The sequence below is a fragment of the Streptomyces pathocidini genome (assembly GCF_001418495.1).
Lineage (GTDB): Bacteria > Actinomycetota > Actinomycetes > Streptomycetales > Streptomycetaceae > Streptomyces > Streptomyces pathocidini.
Window position 1 is genome coordinate 1 of sequence record NZ_LIQY01000465.1, and the last position, 15,783, is coordinate 15,783.

General features: G+C 71.9%; 10 protein-coding genes. 2 read left to right on the forward strand and 8 right to left on the reverse strand.

Going from position 1 to position 15,783, the window contains the following annotated elements:
- Positions 1 to 28: 28 nt before the first annotated feature.
- Complete coding sequence (locus AOK16_RS20430) at positions 29 to 1,195, reverse strand: right-handed parallel beta-helix repeat-containing protein (RefSeq protein WP_079101602.1); 1,167 nt, start codon at positions 1,193 to 1,195, stop codon at positions 29 to 31.
- 578 nt (positions 1,196 to 1,773) lie between these two features.
- On the opposite strand from AOK16_RS20430, the gene AOK16_RS20435 reads away from it, so the two are divergent.
- Positions 1,774 to 5,418: a S8 family peptidase gene (locus tag AOK16_RS20435; protein WP_157859281.1), complete on the forward strand. Its 3,645-nt coding sequence runs from the start codon at positions 1,774 to 1,776 to the stop codon at positions 5,416 to 5,418.
- 191 nt (positions 5,419 to 5,609) lie between these two features.
- Here AOK16_RS20435 and AOK16_RS20440 read toward each other — a convergent pair whose 3' ends face one another.
- Positions 5,610 to 6,224, reverse strand: a complete 615-nt coding sequence (locus AOK16_RS20440) for a hypothetical protein (RefSeq protein WP_240483663.1) — start codon at positions 6,222 to 6,224, stop codon at positions 5,610 to 5,612.
- Positions 6,225 to 6,578: 354 nt separating this feature from the next.
- Positions 6,579 to 7,334 carry a TetR/AcrR family transcriptional regulator gene (locus AOK16_RS28575; protein WP_240483664.1) on the reverse strand — a complete coding sequence of 252 codons (756 nt, stop codon included), beginning with the start codon at positions 7,332 to 7,334 and terminating at the stop codon, positions 6,579 to 6,581.
- A gap of 112 nt (positions 7,335 to 7,446) precedes the next feature.
- Between AOK16_RS28575 and AOK16_RS20450 the strand changes: the two genes are divergently transcribed.
- On the forward strand, positions 7,447 to 7,890 hold the full coding sequence (locus AOK16_RS20450; RefSeq protein ID WP_055473653.1) for a nuclear transport factor 2 family protein: 444 nt from the start codon (positions 7,447 to 7,449) through the stop codon (positions 7,888 to 7,890).
- A 7-nt stretch (positions 7,891 to 7,897) separates the two neighbouring features.
- Here the strand turns inward: AOK16_RS20450 and AOK16_RS20455 are convergent, their stop codons facing one another.
- The 5 genes from AOK16_RS20455 to AOK16_RS20475 all read right to left on the reverse strand — a co-directional run.
- Positions 7,898 to 10,777, reverse strand: coding sequence for an NHLP bacteriocin export ABC transporter permease/ATPase subunit (locus AOK16_RS20455; RefSeq protein WP_055473654.1), 2,880 nt, complete (start codon positions 10,775 to 10,777; stop codon positions 7,898 to 7,900).
- 52 nt (positions 10,778 to 10,829) lie between these two features.
- Positions 10,830 to 12,950: an NHLP family bacteriocin export ABC transporter peptidase/permease/ATPase subunit gene (locus AOK16_RS20460; protein WP_240483665.1), complete on the reverse strand. Its 2,121-nt coding sequence runs from the start codon at positions 12,948 to 12,950 to the stop codon at positions 10,830 to 10,832.
- A 257-nt stretch (positions 12,951 to 13,207) separates the two neighbouring features.
- Positions 13,208 to 14,017, reverse strand: coding sequence for an HlyD family efflux transporter periplasmic adaptor subunit (locus AOK16_RS20465; RefSeq protein WP_055473649.1), 810 nt, complete (start codon positions 14,015 to 14,017; stop codon positions 13,208 to 13,210).
- A gap of 263 nt (positions 14,018 to 14,280) precedes the next feature.
- Positions 14,281 to 14,511 (reverse strand): hypothetical protein, encoded by a 231-nt coding sequence (locus tag AOK16_RS20470; protein WP_055473650.1) that lies wholly within the window; start codon positions 14,509 to 14,511, stop codon positions 14,281 to 14,283.
- 532 nt (positions 14,512 to 15,043) lie between these two features.
- Positions 15,044 to 15,783: ROK family protein (locus AOK16_RS20475; protein ID WP_157859282.1), on the reverse strand; the 740-nt coding region annotated here is incomplete at its 5' end.

A 15,783-nucleotide genomic window follows, 5' to 3' on the forward strand; every position in this document is an offset into this window, starting at 1 on the left:
CAGGGGCGGTTCATGGGGGACGTGCGGCTCAGCAGAGACCCTTGGGTTCGGAGGTCTTGCAGCTGTTGGCCTCGAACCGGTTGCCGGTCCCCTTGTCACGGTTGGCCAGGTCCGCAGGCTTGTTCTCCGCCATGTTGTTGTTGCTGATCACGTTGCGGTCGTTGGCGGTGCCCACGAAGCTCTTGAACAGGACGATGCCGCCGGACATCGGTGACTTGCCCTCGTGGCCGCGGACGGTGTTGCGCGTCACCGTCACCTCCTCGACTCCGGTGAGGATGATCCCCACACCCTGGATGAAGGGGAGGCGGCTGGTTTTGGCGCAGTACTTGTTGTTCCGCTCCACTCGGTTGTTCCGGACCGTCATGGCCCCGGCCTTCGGCTTGCCCTCGTCGCCCACGACGAACACGCCGGCGCAGTTCTCGAGGAGGCTGTTGCCCTCGACGGTCAGGTTTCTGAGGCGCCGGACCGTGATGCCGGTCCGGTTGCCGGTGAGGGTGTTGCCGACGATCTGGGTGCCCTGAGTGTCGAGGGCACCGCCTTCCTGGTCGACCGTGTTGGCGATGAAGAGGCCCGCGTCGCCGTTGCCGCGCGCGGCGTTCCCGCGGAAGACGCCCCGGGTCGACTTCTCCTGCGCCATTCCCCACACGCCGTTGCTCTCGGCCGTCACTCCGTAGACGCCGAAGCGGTCGGTGCCGGTGGCCCAGACGCCGTTCTTCTTGAAGCCGCTCACCTTCAGCGAGCGGATGTTGACGTTCGACAGTGCTTTGCCGGCGGCTCCGGTGACACAGATTCCGTTGCCCTCCTTGGCGCAGTCGTCGGCGGTCGGCGCCGGGCCCCCGTCGGCTCGGCCCTTGGTGGGTTTGGCTCCCACCGTCGCGGGGGTGATCACCGTGCGGTCGCCCGCCCCGCGGAGGGTCAGGTTGGACTTCGTGATCTGGATGCTCTGCTGATAAGTGCCGGGGGCGACGACGACGGTGTCGCCCGGTTGGGCGGCGTCGATCGCCTTCTGGATCGACTGCCCCGCGCGTACGGCGTGGGTACGGCCGGATGTGAAGGGGGCCGCGCTGGCAGCGGGGACGGCCTTGGGCTCCGCTGCGGTCGGCTCGTTGTCCAGGACTGCCGGTGCTGCCGCGCCCAGGCCTGTGACCATGGCTGCCGCGGCCCATCCGAGATAGGTGACCTTGCGTTTTGTCATAGTCCGAAGCTATTTGCGAAACTTTGACCCCGCCACCGATGGCGACGGGTCGAATACACCCCGTACGCGGTGACGCGGCGGCGCCAGGCCGGAGACACCACTCGTACGGCTGGCCATATACGGCCGGTTGCCGGACGGCAACCGCGACCCTCCAGCGCCCGGACCCGGCCTGGCGCACCGCCGCACCGCCACCGCACCGCCGAGGAGTAGACGCCCGGTGGCCGGGCCGTACGGTGCCGGGCCCCAGGACCCGGGCTGAACCCTTGAATCCTTGTCCGGGGTGCTGCCGTCGCACCCACGGGCACGTGCCCAACTGCCGCTCCTGCCCTGGCAGATATCCGCCTGGCAGGGATCCGCCAGTGGCGGAGGTGGCATGGTCAGCCTGGCAGGGCTGCCAATGAGGGGTGGGGAATCCCTCCGTCCACGTCTGTTTCAAGGGAGTTGGGGAATTGGCGGCCATACGTACGTCCAGGAGAAGACCCGGCGGCAGATCCGCGGCCATCGTCGCCGCCACGGCGGTTGCGCTGCTGGCGGGTGGGCTGCCCGCCGGAGCGGAGTCCGGCAGTGGTGGCAGGAACGTGGCAGTGCCACCTCTGGCCGCGCCGCCTCCGGCAGTACCCGGGCAGCAGACAGTCACCCTTGTCAGTGGTGACAGGGTCAGCTTCACCGGGAGCGGCGACAGCCTCCAGGTCAGTGGCGTCACCCCCGGCAAGGGACGCGAGCGGATCGCGTTCACGCGGGCGCGGTTCGACGGCCACGAGTACGTGATCCCGGTCGACGCCACCGCCCCGCTCGCGGCCGACCGGCTCGACCAGCGGCTCTTCGACGTGACCGCACTCGCCGAGCAGGGCTACGACGACTCGGCCCGCAAGGACATACCGCTCATCACCACCGAGCAGGCCGCCCCTGCCCTCAAGGGCGCCAGGAACCAGGGGGAGTTCGACACGCTCGGGCTGACCGCCCGTACCGTACACAAGACAGAAGCCGCCCGCGCCTGGCAGGGCTTCCTCACGCAGACCTCTGGCACCTCCCGTACCGCCCGCGCCTCCAGACTGTGGCTGGACGCGAAGGTCTCGGCGAGCCTCGACCGCAGTGTCGCGATGACCGGCGCCAACGAGGCCTGGCGCAAAGGACTCGAGGGCAGGGGCGTGAAGGTCGCGGTCCTCGACACCGGGTACGACCAGGGCCACCCCGACCTCAAGGGCAAGGTCACCGCCGAGAAGAACTTCACCTGGGACGAGTCCGTCCAGGACCGCAACGGCCACGGCACCCACGTCGCGTCCACCGTGGCAGGCGACGGCGCCGCCTCCGGCGGCCGCTACCGCGGCGTCGCGCCCGGGGCCGAACTCCTCGTCGGCAAGGTCCTCGACGCCGGCGGCACCGGCCAGATCAGCTGGATTCTCGAAGGCATGGAGTGGGCGACCACGCAGGACGCCGACGTCGTCTCCATGAGCCTGGGCTCCAGCGAGCCCAGCGACGGCACCGACCCGCTCTCGCAGGCGGTCGAGAAGCTGTCGGCCGACGGCGGCCCGCTGTTCGTGGTCGCTGCGGGCAACGACGGCGCGCCCCGGACGATCGGCTCCCCCGCCGCCGCGCCCAGCGCCCTGACCGTCGGGTCGATCACCAAGCAGCGCGCGATGTCCACCTTCTCCTCCCAAGGCCCGGCCCTCGCCGACGCCGGCGTGAAGCCCGAGATCACCGCCCCCGGCAGCGACATCACCGCCGCCCGCGCGCAGGGCACCCTCGCCGACGCGGCCGTCGGCGAGCGCTACGCGACCATCAGCGGCACCTCCATGGCCACCCCGCACGTGTCCGGCGCGGCCGCGATCCTCAAGCAGCGCCACCCCGAGTGGGACGCCCGGCAGCTCAAGGCCGCGCTGGTCGGCACCGCGGACGCGGTGAAGGGCGCGGGCGTGTACGAGCAGGGGGCGGGCAGCGTCGACGTCCCGGGCGCGCTGGCGGCCGGGGTCACCGCTTCGCCCACCGCCGTCTCGGCGGAGCTGGTCTGGCCGTACGAGGGCGCCGCCGGTGAATTCCGCGCCATCACGTACCGCAACCCCACCCCCAAGCCCATCCACCTCACCCTCTCCCTGGAAGGCCACGCCCCCGTCGCCCTCGCCGACCGCCGGCTGACCGTCCCCGCGGGCGGCACCGTCCAGGCCGCCGTCCGGATCGACGCCCGGCGCGCCGAGCCCGGTACGCACAGCGCCTGGGTCGTGGCGCGCGGCTCCAACGGCAGCCGCGTCCGCACCCCCGTGGGCATCGACGCGGAGCGACCGAGCGCGACACTGACCGTGGAGCCCGCCGCCCACCGCCCCGGGGTCGACCGGACGTACACCAACCTGGTCGTGCAGAACGAGAAGACCGGCGAGGCGCAGCTGGTCAGCGCCGCGGACGAGGCGCAGCGGCTGCGGCTGCCGCTGGGCACGTACCGGGTGTTCGGCGACGTGTGGGAGTACGTCGAGTACGGCACGGTCGGTGTGGCGCGCTCCTCCGTGACGCTCGCCCAGCGCGTCACGCTGACCGGCGACCGCACGGTCGAACCGGACGTGTCCGGCGCCGAGCCGGTGCGCCGGAGCATCGACGACCCGGACATGCGGATCAACGAGCAGGGTTCCGCGGCCGGGCTGGTCTCGACCACCGGGAGCGGTGCCACCACCGGGCTCGTGGCCCCGATCTTCGGAGGCCGGCACCAGGCGTACGCGGTGGGCAGCGCGCGCATACCCGGGCTGACGTACTTCTCCGCCGCCTCCTGGCAGCAGCCCTATGTCCGCGCCACCGTCGTCGGCTCCCCCGACCCCGTCGACATCGACGTCAGCCTGCTGGCGTGGCAGCGCCAGGAGTGGGACGTGCGCGGACAGGTCACCGACGCGGGCACCGCGGCGGACCTGGCGGGCCTGGAGCTCAAGGACCGGGTCGTGCTGTTCGACCCGGGCTACGGCACCCCGTACGAGGAGGCGACCAGGCGCTACGAGGCGATCAAGGCGCAGGGGCCGGCGGCGGTCCTCATCGGCTCGGGCTGGGTGGACTTCGACCTGGCCGATCCGCCGCTGTCGGTCTCCGAGCCGGGGATGGCGCTGCTGCGCGAGCGGCTGGCCGACGGTCCGGTCACCCTGGAGATCAAGGGCCAACGCAACGGCGGGCGCACGTACTTCACGTTCCACACCCGCGAGAACGGTGTTCCGGCCGGTGCCGACTGGACCGACCGGCGCAGGGACCTGGTGCCGGTCGAGCACGCGTTCCGTACGACGGGCTACCCCAACGACCCCAAGGGGATCTACGGGTGGGTCACATATGAGGGGCTGCAACTGGCCCAGCAGTGGACGCTCTTCCGCGCTCCGCACCGCATGACCGCGTACTACACGCCGGACGTGCGGTGGACGACGGCGACGTTCGAGTACGCGGTCGACGCGGGCGCGCTGGGCGTCCAGTACACGGACCCGATCCTCTACCGCCGGAGCCGCAGCGCGGACACCCTGGAGGACAACTGGCTGACCGGCCCGTTCAACCCCTCCCTCTCGGTCACCGGCGCGGACGGCCGCCCGCAGGCCACCCGCGACGGGGACAAGCTGCGCCTCGCCCTCCCCATGTTCTCCGACGCGGCGGGCCACCGGTCCGAGCGGGTACGGGAGTTGGAGACGGGCGGGACGGTGCTGCGCGACGCCGCGTCGGGCACCGTCGTGGGCCGCAACGACCAGCCGGGGCAGGGCGTCTTCGACGTACCGTCCAAGGCCCGGTGGTACGAGCTGACGGCCACCGCCCGCCGCGACTCCCCCGAGTGGCCGCTGGCCACCGAGGTCAGTGACGTCTGGCGCTTCCGGTCCGCGCACACGCGCGGGGAGAGCGCGCTGCCGCTGCTGGACACGCGGTACGAGGTGCCGGGCCTGGATGGCGACAACTCGGTACCGGAGGGCCGTGAGTTCGGCTTCGACCTCGGCTTCGCCTACCAGAAGGGCGCGCCGCGGGGCGGGGACGTGGACCGGGCGTCGGTCTCGTACTCGACGGACGACGGCGCGACCTGGCAGGCGGCCGAAGTCCGCCGGAGCGGGGACGGTTGGCGGGTCACCGTGCCCGGTATGGACACCGGCTGGGTCTCGCTGAAGGTGGCCGCGGAGGCGCGCGGGGGCGGATCGCTGACGGAGACGGTCACAAGGGCGTACCGGGTCGGGTGCGCGGAGTACTGGTGCGACTTCGCGCCGGACTGGCCGCACTGGCGACGGTAGTCGCCTGCTGTCCGAGGCGGGCGGCCGTGAGCCACCCGCCTCGGCCACCCGAACCCAGACGTTACTTGGGGCACGCCGGTCCGGTCCTGGGGCCTTTCACTGCGGTACGGGCGCGCGTACGCGTGGTCGGTCGCTCCCTCAGCGCGACGACGTCGGAGATCGATCCCGCGCGCGGGCGCGTGGTCGGTCGTTCAGCCCTGATGACGTGGGCTGCCGGGGGACGCCGCGGCCGGCTGTCTCCTGCGCCGGGCCCGGTCGGCGCCCCAGGCGCCCAGGCCCACCAGTACGGCTACTGCTGCGGCGTACACCGGCAGCCACCGCGTCGTCGTGGCCGCCAGGCAGTCTGCGACGACGTCACCGCTCTGGAGGTCCTTCGCCCGGGCCAGGGCCGTACCGTCGCGACCGGCCAGATTCGCCAGCGCGGCCTCCACGCGGAGGTCTTCGTACCGGCCCAGCTCACGGCAGTCGCCGCGCGTGCCCGGCATCGGGAACAGCCACGCCCAGCGCTGGAGCATCGGGGCCAGCGCGATCGCGACACACAGGCCCACGATCATCGAGTACGCCGTCAGGTTCCGTAGGTACGCGGCCCCGTGGCGCCTCCGCGTCGGCAGACGGTGAAAGCAGAGGATGAGCGCGAGCAGCGTCACTCCGATGTAGGTGGCGAACCACTGCCAGGAGCCCTGTGCGAGTGAGGCCGCGAGCACGGCGGCGAGCGCGATGCCGATGACCCCCGGCTGGCTGGCGGTGCCGTCGCCCACGTCGGCGGTTGCCGCGTTCCGGCGTCCACGGGTGCCGGGGTTGTCCACGGTCTCTCCTGCCTGGTTCCGAAAGCACCGAGGCACCAGTCTCCGGGCGCAGGCCGGCGGCGAACTCGCACCATGCCGGTCCGGAGCCGAAAGGCGCCCGGTTGGCGGGGCCGCCCCGGAGCCCGTGGGGAGTCTCGGGCGCCGGGCTTTGGGGCCGTCTCCGGTGCTGAGGGTTTGGGGAAACGGTCTCGGGCGCGGAAGCCTCGGGAACGGTCCCTGGCAGGGCACTGGGACCGTTCCCGGGTCCAGGGCCCGGGGAGTGATCCCGAGCGCCAGGGCTTTGGGGGGGGCGGTCCCGAACGCCAGGGCCTTGCGGGAGAGTCTCGGATCCCCCGGGGCCTTGGGGCCCGTCGGTCAGGCCCTCCCCCGCTCGGGCGCGGACGCCCGGGATGCCTCCAGGAGGATGCGCGCGGCGGCCTTCGCCTCGTGGGCGGCCGCGGGCGATCCCGAGATCGCGGCCGTGGTGATGGCGCCCTCGGCGAGGAGGGTGAGGTGGGCGGCCAGGGGTGCGGGCAACCCGGCGGCGGCCACGAGGTCGGAGAGGTAGCGGCGGAAGGCGGCCTTGTGGGCGCGGGCGACCTCCGCGACGGCCGGTGAGGTGGCGCCGAGTTCGCCGTAGGAGTTGATGAACGCGCAGCCCCGGTAGCCCTCTTCCGCGAACCACTGGTGCAGCCAGTCGAAAACGGCGAGGATCCGGGCCACGGGCACACCGGTCGACTCCATGGGCACACCGGGCGACTCGGCGGCCTCACCGGGCGACTCGGTGACCGTGCCAGTCGACTCCGCAGGCGCACCAGGTGACTTGGCGACCGCACCGGTCGACTCCGCGACCGCACCGGTCGACTTGGCCAGCACATCAGGCGTATCAGGCCTATCGGCCAGCTTGGCGACGTGTTCGGCGAGGCGGCGCAGCCAGCGGGTGTCGCGGCGGCGCAGATACGCCTCCACCAGGTCGTCCTTCGACGGGTAGAGCTGGTAGAGCCGCTTGAGGGAGACCCCGGACGCGGCGCGGACCGCGTCCATGCCGACCGCCCGCACCCCGCGCGCGTAGAACAGCTCCTCGGCCGCGTCGAGTACGCGCCCCTCCGTCGTCTCGCCGTCCACAGTCAACCCTTGCGTCCTTGCCTTCTTGCAGGGAGAACCATCGTTCTCCTACGGTAGCGCATAGCATGGAGAACGATCGTTCTCCATGAGCCGCTTCGCCGGAGAGGGAGACACCGCCATGTCCCAACAGCGCCCGCCCCTGCCGCCGTTCACCGAGGAGACCGCCCGGCGGAAGGTCCAACTCGCCGAGGACGCCTGGAACACCCGCGACCCCGAGAAGGTCGCGCTCGCGTACACCGAGGACTCCGAGTGGCGAAACCGGGACCTGTTCATCAACGGCCGCCGGGAGATCGTGGAGTTCCTGACCGCCAAGTGGGAGCGCGAGTCGGGCTACCGGCTGCGGAAGGAGCTGTGGGCCTACACCGGCAACAGGATCGCCGTACGGTTCGAGTACGAGTACCACGACGAACAGGGCCAGTGGTTCCGCGCCTACGGCAACGAGAACTGGGAGTTCGACAACAACGGCCTGATGCGCAACCGCTACGCCAGCATCAACGACCTCCCCATCGCCCCGCAGGAACGCCGAATCGCCGCCGATGGCCGCGAGGGCGGCCCCTCGTGAGCGTCCATTACCGGATCTGCCGCCGCACCAGTTCGTAGAAGAGTCCGTCCTGTTCCGCGAGGAGTTCCGCCGGGGGGCCCATCTGGGTCGTTCGGCCTCCGTCCATCACGATGACGCGGTCCGCGTCCATGATGGTGGAGAGGCGGTGGGCGATGACGACGCGGGTGGCGTTAAGCGCGCGGGTGGATTCGGTGACGATGCGCTGGGTCTCGTTGTCGAGGGCGCTCGTGGCCTCGTCGAAGAAGAGGATGCGGGGGCGGCGGATGAGCGCCTGGGCGATCATCAGACGCTGGCGCTGGCCGCCGGAGACGGTGCCGCCGCCGTCGGACAGCATCGTGTGCAGGCCCATCGGCATGCGCTTGATATCCTCGGCCAGGCCCGCCATCTCTGCCGCCTGCCACGCCTCCTCCTGGGAGAACATCTCCGTGCCGCAGATGCAGTCCAGGATCGAGCCGTTGAACGGCTGGGCGTTCTGGAGGACGACCCCGCACTGGCGGCGTACGGCCGCCTGGTCCAGCGCCGCCAGGTCCTGGCCGTCGTACAGGACGCTGCCCGAGGTCGGGCGGTCGAAGCCGATCAGCAGGCGCAGCAGGGTCGACTTTCCGCAGCCGCTCGCGCCCACGATCGCCACGAACTCGCCCGGCCGGATCGCGAACGAGACGTCCTCCAGGACGAGTGGGGAGCCCTCCTCGTAGCGATACGACAGGCCCCGCACCTCCAGGGCGCCGCTCAGCTCCCCCGGCGCCGTGCTGCCGCCTCGGACCTCGGGCCTCTCCTGCAGGATCGGCTTGACCTGTTCGAACATCGGCAGCACCGCCGCCGCCGAGATCAGCGCGCCGGTCAGCTGCGTGACCGAGGTCAGGACCATCGTCACGGCCGTGTTGAAGGTGAGGAAGGCGCTCGGCGAGAGGGTTCCGCGGGCCGGGCCCGCCAGGAGCACGAACATCAGCAGGGTGCAGAGCGGGAGGTAGACGGCGTTGAAGACGCCGATCAGGTTCTTGATCCGGCCCACCCGCTGCTGCAGCTCGCGGCTGCGCGCGAACTCCCGCGCCCACGCCGCGTACGCGAAGCTCTCCGCCGCCGCGACGCGCAGCTTCGGCAGGCCGCGCAGGGTTTGGAACGCCTGGTTGTTGAGCTTGTTGTTGAGCTCGATCAGGCGGCGCTGCCAGCGCAGTTGCCACAGTCCCAGGAACAGGAAGACCGAGGCGATGACGACCAGGAGTCCCATGGCCACCAGGGCGAGCCGCGCGCTGTAGACCAGCAGCAGTACGAGGTTCACCGCGCCGACCGTGCCCGCCTGCACCACGACCGCGCTGATGCCGGACAGCAGGCGGCGGATCGTACTGATGCCCATGGCGGCGCTCGCCAGCTCGCCGGTGGAGCGGCCGGCGAAGAACGTGGTCGGCAGGCGCAGCAGCCGGTCCCAGACGGCCGGTTGGAGGGTGCTCTCGATGCGGCCCTCCATCCGCAGGATGGAGGTGTTCTGCAGGAGCATGAAGGCGGCGGAGACCACCGAGGTGGCCACGAGCGCCAGCGCGGCCTGGACGATCAGGCCGTTCTCGGCGTTGGGCACGTACACGCCCAGCACCTGCCCGGTGGCGATGGGCACCAGCGTGCCCAGGCCGACCGCCACGAGGCCGCCGAGGACCAGGTTGCGCAGGTCCGTACGCGTGCCGTGCATGCTGAAGCGGAGCAACCGCCAGGGGGACACGGGGCGTTCGGGCAGCGGGCGGTAGAACATGATCGCGCGGGGTTCGAGAAGGTCCGCCTCGGCCTTGCCGATGCGCGTGCGCTCTCCCGTGGCCGGGTCCAGCGCCTCGTAGGCGCCGCGCCGCCACAGGAGCGCGACCGGGGACTCGCCGTCGGCCCAGTGGCCCACCAGGGGGCCGGTGTTCTCGCGCCACCAGGTGGCGCGGAGCTTGATGACACGGGTGCGGAAGCGGGAGCTGAGGGCGATGCGCTCGACCGGGTTCATCCGGTCGTTGAGCGAGCCGCCCGCCACCGGCGGGGTGACCGTGAGTCCGGCCGCCGCCGCGACCTCGCGGCAGACCGCCAGCGCGGCGTCGTCGGCCTCGCCCATGCCCGGGCCGGAAGTCCGGCGCTCGGCCGAGCGGTTGATGGAGGCCAGCAGCGCCTGGTCCGCCTGGGCCCGTACGCTCTCGCCTGCCTCGATCCCGGCAGCGGCCCGGTCCTCGTGGGCGCGCTCCAGCCGCTCGATCCAGCCGTCCAGCGCGTACAGCAGCCGAAACTGCTGGTTGACCATGCGCTGCCACAGCGCGCCGTCGATGAGCAGGTCGGCCGCCGCCTCCGGGCCGTACGCGGCGCCGTACTGGACGCTGCCGGGTGACATCTCCATCCACAGGATGTCGTCGTCGGCGCCCGCGCCGGCCGGGGAGACCGGCGCGCCGTCCAGCGGGGCCTCGTACAGGACGCGCAGGCCGCGTCCCACGCCCCGCGCGAACGCGTCCTCCAGCGGGCCCGGCACACCCGTCGCCCCGGCCTCGTAGCCGTACGCGCCCTCCTGGCCGTGGCCGCCCTCGTAGCCGTACGCGGTGTCGTACTCCGGCCGGTACAGCTCCCGCAGTTGGATCCTCCGCAGGACGCAGCCCTGCAGCGGCCTGCCGATCAGCGTGTGGCGGGGGCCCTCGACCGGGCCGAGCAGCAAGGTGCCCGTCTCGACGCGGCCGAGGAAGTGCCAGTGGCCCTGGTCGGCCGCGTCCACCGCGAACAGGTCCATCGCACCGTGGACGACGAGCCACAGCATGTGCGGGCCCTCCAGCGGGACGCTGCGCAGCGCGGCGCAGTCGGCCTCGGTGCCGAGGCCACCGAGCTCGCCGACCACCGCGTCGTGCGACCCGCTGGGAGAGCCGCCGGCAGCCCCGAGCAGGCCCTCTCCCCCGTCGGCGGAGGCCCGCTGATCCGAGTGAACCGACGTCACCTCAGTGCTCCTTGACCAGCTCGGCGTACGGGCCCCCGGCCGCGACCAGGTCCTCGTGGCGGCCGCGCTCCACGACGGTGCCGTGGTCGAGTACGACGATCTCGTCGCTGTCGCGGACCGTGCTGAGCCGGTGGGCGATCACGACGCAGGCGCAGCCGCGCCGCCGCAGGTTGTCGATGATGACCTGCTCGGTCTCGGCGTCCAGCGCGCTGGTCACCTCGTCCAGGACCAGGATGCTGGGGCGGCGGACGAGAGCCCGGGCGATCTCCAGGCGCTGCCGCTGGCCGCCGGAGAAGTTGCGGCCGTCCTGCTCGACACGGCTGCGGAGGCCGCCGGGGCGCCGGGCCACCGACTCGTACACGGCGGCATCCCGCAGCGCGGCGACGACCGCTTCGTCCGGGATGGAGGGGTCCCACAGCGCCACGTTGTCGCGGACGGTGCCCTCGAAGAGGAAGACGTCCTGGTCGACGAAGGAGACGGAGGCGGAGAGCGCGCCGCGCGGGATGTCCTCCAGGCGCTGCCCGTCGATGCGGATGGCTCCCTCCCACGGGGTGTAGAGGCCGGAGATCAGGCGGGAGACGGTGGACTTGCCACTGCCGGAGCCGCCGACCAGGGCGACCTGCTCGCCGGGGCCGACGGTCAGGGAGAAGTCGGTGAGCAGCGGCTTGTCGAGCGGGCTGTAGCCGAAGGTGATGCCGTCCAGCTCCACGTGGCCCTTGAGTCGGCGGGTGGAGGCGGCGTCGTGTCCGGGGCGCTCGTAGAGGCGGTCGGCGGGGAAGTTCTCGACGTCCTTGAGGCGGGCCACGTCGGCGGCGAAGTCCTGGACCCGGCCCGCGACTCCGTTGAGCCGGGTGACGGGGGCGGTGAAGCTGGTGACCAGCGCCTGGAAGGCGACGAGCAGGCCGATCGAGATGTGACCCTCGACCGCCCGCAACCCGCCGATCAGCAGGATCATCGCGCTGTTGAGCGCGGCGAGCGTGGGCGCGACGACGGCGAGGGCCGCGCTGGGCACGCCGAGCCGCTGCTGGGTGTCGAGGGTGGCGGCGTGCTGCCCGGCCCAGCGGCGGAAGTAGCCGTTCTCGCCGCCGGTGGCCTTCATCGTCTCGATGAGCTGGAGTCCGCTGTACGAGGTGTTGGTCAGCCGGGCGCTGTCGGCGCGCAGCTTCTGGGTGCCGGTGGCCCGCAGGCGGATGACGATCCGCATCGCGACGACGTTGAGGAGGGCGATCAGGATGCCGACGACGGTCAGTTGGGGGTCGTAGGTCCACAGCAGCACCGCGTAGAGGATCACGACCACGGCGTCCACGCCGGCGGCGGCGAGGTCGCGGGCGAGGGTCTCGGCCACCGTGTCGTTGGACTGGAGGCGCTGGACGAGGTCGGCCGGGTTGCGCTGGGCGAAGAAGGTGACGGGGAGTCTGAGGAGGTGGCGCAGGAAGCGGGCGCTGCTGAGGGTGGAGGAGATGATGCGCCCGCGCAGCAGGTTGGCCTGCTGGAGTGCGGTGAGTGCGCCGGTGAACACGACGGACGCGCCCATGGCAGCGAAGAGGACGCCGAGCAGTGAGGTCTGGTTCCCGATCAGGAACAGGTCGATGTAGGTGCGGCTGAGCGCAGGGACGGCGGCACCGACGACGACGAGCAGGAAACTGGCGAGCAGGGCGGCCAGCAGCGTGCCGGAGGTGCCGCGCAGCCGGGCGGGCAGGGCGGCGAGGACGCCGGGCCTGCGGCCGCCCCTGCGGAAGGAGTCGCCGGGTTCGAAGGTGAGGACGACGCCGGTGAAGCTGGTGTCGAACTCCTCGCTGGGGACGAACCGGCGCCCCCGGGCAGGGTCGTTGATGTGGACGCCGCGACGGCCGTAGCGGCGGCCCATGCCGTCGTGGACGACGTAGTGGTTGAACTCCCAGAACAGGATGGCGGGGGCGCGGACCCCGGCGAGGGCGGCGGGCTCCATCTGCATGCCCTTGGCGGTCAGGCCGTAACCGCGGGCCGCCTTGAGGAGGTTGCTGGCGCGGGAGCCGTCGCGGGAGACGCCGCAGGCGATCCGCAGCTCCTCCAGGGGGACGTGGCGGCCGTAGTGGCCGAGGACCATGGCGAGGGCGGCGGCGCCGCACTCGACAGCCTCCATCTGCAGGACAGTGGGGGTGCGGACGGCCCGCCGCGGCTTGGCCTTCGGCTCCTTGGGCTTGCCCCGTCCCGGCCTGTGGGCAGCGCCCGGGCGGTGCCGGCCGCGACCGACCTGGGGCGGCAGCGGCCGGGGCCTCGTGGCCGGCGCCGAGCCCCCCGCGGCCGTGGCGGACGGACCCGTCGTCGTGCCCGAGCCGCCCGTCGTCGTGCCCGAACCACCCGCCGTGGTCGCGGACGGCGCCGGGTCGTGCTGCGCGGTCATGGGAGGAGCCAATCGACGGGGTGCTGTGCGGCGAGGTGGACGGCGGCCCTGACCTGGGTCGCGGAGTCGATCGCGTACGGCGGGCCGCCCGTGGAGGACCAGGCGTAGCCGGATTTGGTGGCCGCGCGCTCCAACTCGACCAATACGGCGACTGGTTGGCCGCTCTTCGTGAACTGCCCGGCCAGTTCGCCGTCCCCGAGGAATCCGGCGATCTGCCGCCGGGACTGCGGCGTCCGGCCGACGGCCTTGACGCGGCCGCGCAGGACGCCGAACCGCTGGGCGGGCGCGGACTGGACGGTCAGGTCGACCCGGGCGCCCACGGGCACGCCCGCCCCGCTGCCGCCGGGCACGTACACCATGGCGACCAGCGGGTCCTCGGGGTTGCCGACGCGTTCCATAGTCGCCACGTCGGAGCCGGTGGTGACGACCGTGCCGATCCCGGCGACGAGGGCGGTGACCCGGCCCGCGGCGACCGCACGTACGGACCGGTCGCCCTGCGGGGTACGGACGTCGAGCAGCGGGGCGCCCTTGGCCAGCAGCTGGCCCTCCTTGGCGAGGACCCGGGTGACCTGGCCCGCGACCGGGCTCTGGAGGACGTAGCTGCCTTCGGCGTGGGTGAGGACGCCGGGGGCGCGGAGCTTGGAGGAGACCGTGCCGTTCACGGCCCACAGGCACCCGGCGGCCATCACGATCGCCGTGAGGGCCAGGACGAGCCGGCCCTGGGGCCGGGCGAAGCGCACGGGCAGGTCGAGCTCTTCGGGCGACTGCAGCTTGGAAAGCGCCTTTTGCCGGAACTGAACGGACATTTCCTTCAACTGCGTTCGACGACGTCGGACGGACACACAACAATGCCTGACGCTAACACAGTTGAGGACATGCCCAGCCGACCGCGCATTCCTCTCGAATGAGGCCCTGATACGCCATTTCGAATCCTGTACGACGACAGCCATAAACCCCGGGACAGTGGGTCCCGGGGTTTATGGTCAAGCCCGCCGATATTCAGGCGTATCGGCAGTTGGGGAAATTCTCTCGGCTGCGCCGCCGTCAGGGGCGGAGCGGCCTCGGAAGATCAGAGAGCCGGCACGCTCGGCAGGGCAACCGGGGCCAGACCGGCAGCGGTGCTGGTGGCGGTGGAGGCCACGCCGCCGGCCAGGCCCGCGACGTCCGCCGGGACAGCACCCTCGACAGTGCCGACAACGCCGTTGACCGGGGCGGGCAGCGACACGCCAGCGACACCGCCGGAAACGATGTCCAGGTCGCTGTCGGCGAGCTCGGCGGTCTCAATGAAGTCGTTACGCATGGGTGCGCCTCTTCCTACGTAGCTAAACGGTGTTTCCAAGGGAGGTCGACAGCCTCGGCCGCGGGCCGATTCCGCCGGTGAACGGTGGCCGCCGCCACCGCGAATAATCCGCGCGGTGTTTGGCAACTCCCGTATGGCGGAAATGAAATCACGCAGGAGCGCTGCCGGGCCAGCCGACGCCTTGCCGGTCCGGTGAACATTCCGGTGGACGCGGAACCGTGCCACGCAGAGCGTCCACCGATCGTCGACCATTCCTTCACATGTGACGCATCGCTCAACTCCGGTGACCCATGGGAACGGTGAACGCAACGGACATTCGCCCACCAGAGCCGAGGCACCCATCACGTGAGCCTGACGCTCCGTTAAGTCATGTAAACATTCAGCGAAGGTTCTCGATCAGCTCCTGGAGCCGCAGCCCTCGTGGGGCGCCCGGCTCGCTGGAGCCCCCCGTACGCACCGCCCGCGCGGGGCACCGGCCGGCACTCCTCGTCGTCGAGGTCGGAACTCACGGGCATGGTCGGGGAGTTCAGGTTCAAGGGGAGGAGTCTCCGAGTGCGGCGAGGCGTTCGTCGGCCCGGTCGGGTGCGTAGAGGTGCTCGACGACGGCCGTGGCGGCGCCGGTCAGGCCCGCGTGGTCGCCGAGTGCCGAGGTGACCACCTGGAGGCCGGCGGTCGTGCGCGGCATGGCGCGCTGGTAGAGGAGTTCGCGTACGCCGGTCACGAAGGGCGTGCCCGCCAGGTCCCCGGCGATCATCAGGACTCCGGGGTTGAGCAGCGTGACGACGGTGACGAGGACCTCGCCGACCTGCCGGCCCGCCTGCCGGGCCAGCCGCAGCGCGTCGGGCTGCCCTGCCGCGAGGTGGGCCCGCACGCCCGAGCCCGAGGTGGTCTCCACCCCGAGCCGGGTCAGCTGCCCGGCGAGCGCCCGGCCGCTGGCCACGGCCGCGAGGCAGCCGTAGGAGCCGCACATACACAGCGCGTCGGACTGGTCGTGCAGCCGGATGTGGCCGATGTCCCCGGCACCGCCGTCGATGCCGCGGTAGATCTCGCCGCCCACCACGACCCCGGCGCCGATTCCGGTGGACACCTTGACCAGCACGAACGCGGCGCAGTCGGGGAAGCCCACGCGCTGCTCCGCGTACGCCATGAGGTTGGCGTCGTTGTCGACCAGCACGGGCAGCTCCGGGGCGGGCCGCACGTGGAGCGCGTAGGCCTCCCGGAGCCGCTCGCGGACCGGGTAGCGGTCCCAGCCGGGCATGATCGGCGGCTGGA

Excerpts from the sequence above, each read along its gene's own strand:
- AOK16_RS20470 (WP_055473650.1), bottom strand. The coding sequence starts at position 14,511 with ATGCGTAACGACTTCATTGAGACCGCCGAGCTCGCCGACAGCGACCTG.
- AOK16_RS20450 (WP_055473653.1), top strand. The coding sequence starts at position 7,447 with ATGTCCCAACAGCGCCCGCCCCTGCCGCCGTTCACCGAGGAGACCGCC.
- AOK16_RS20465 (WP_055473649.1), bottom strand. The coding sequence starts at position 14,017 with ATGTCCGTTCAGTTCCGGCAAAAGGCGCTTTCCAAGCTGCAGTCGCCC.
- AOK16_RS20460 (WP_240483665.1), bottom strand. The coding sequence starts at position 12,950 with ATGGAGGCTGTCGAGTGCGGCGCCGCCGCCCTCGCCATGGTCCTCGGC.
- AOK16_RS20430 (WP_079101602.1), bottom strand. The coding sequence starts at position 1,195 with ATGACAAAACGCAAGGTCACCTATCTCGGATGGGCCGCGGCAGCCATG.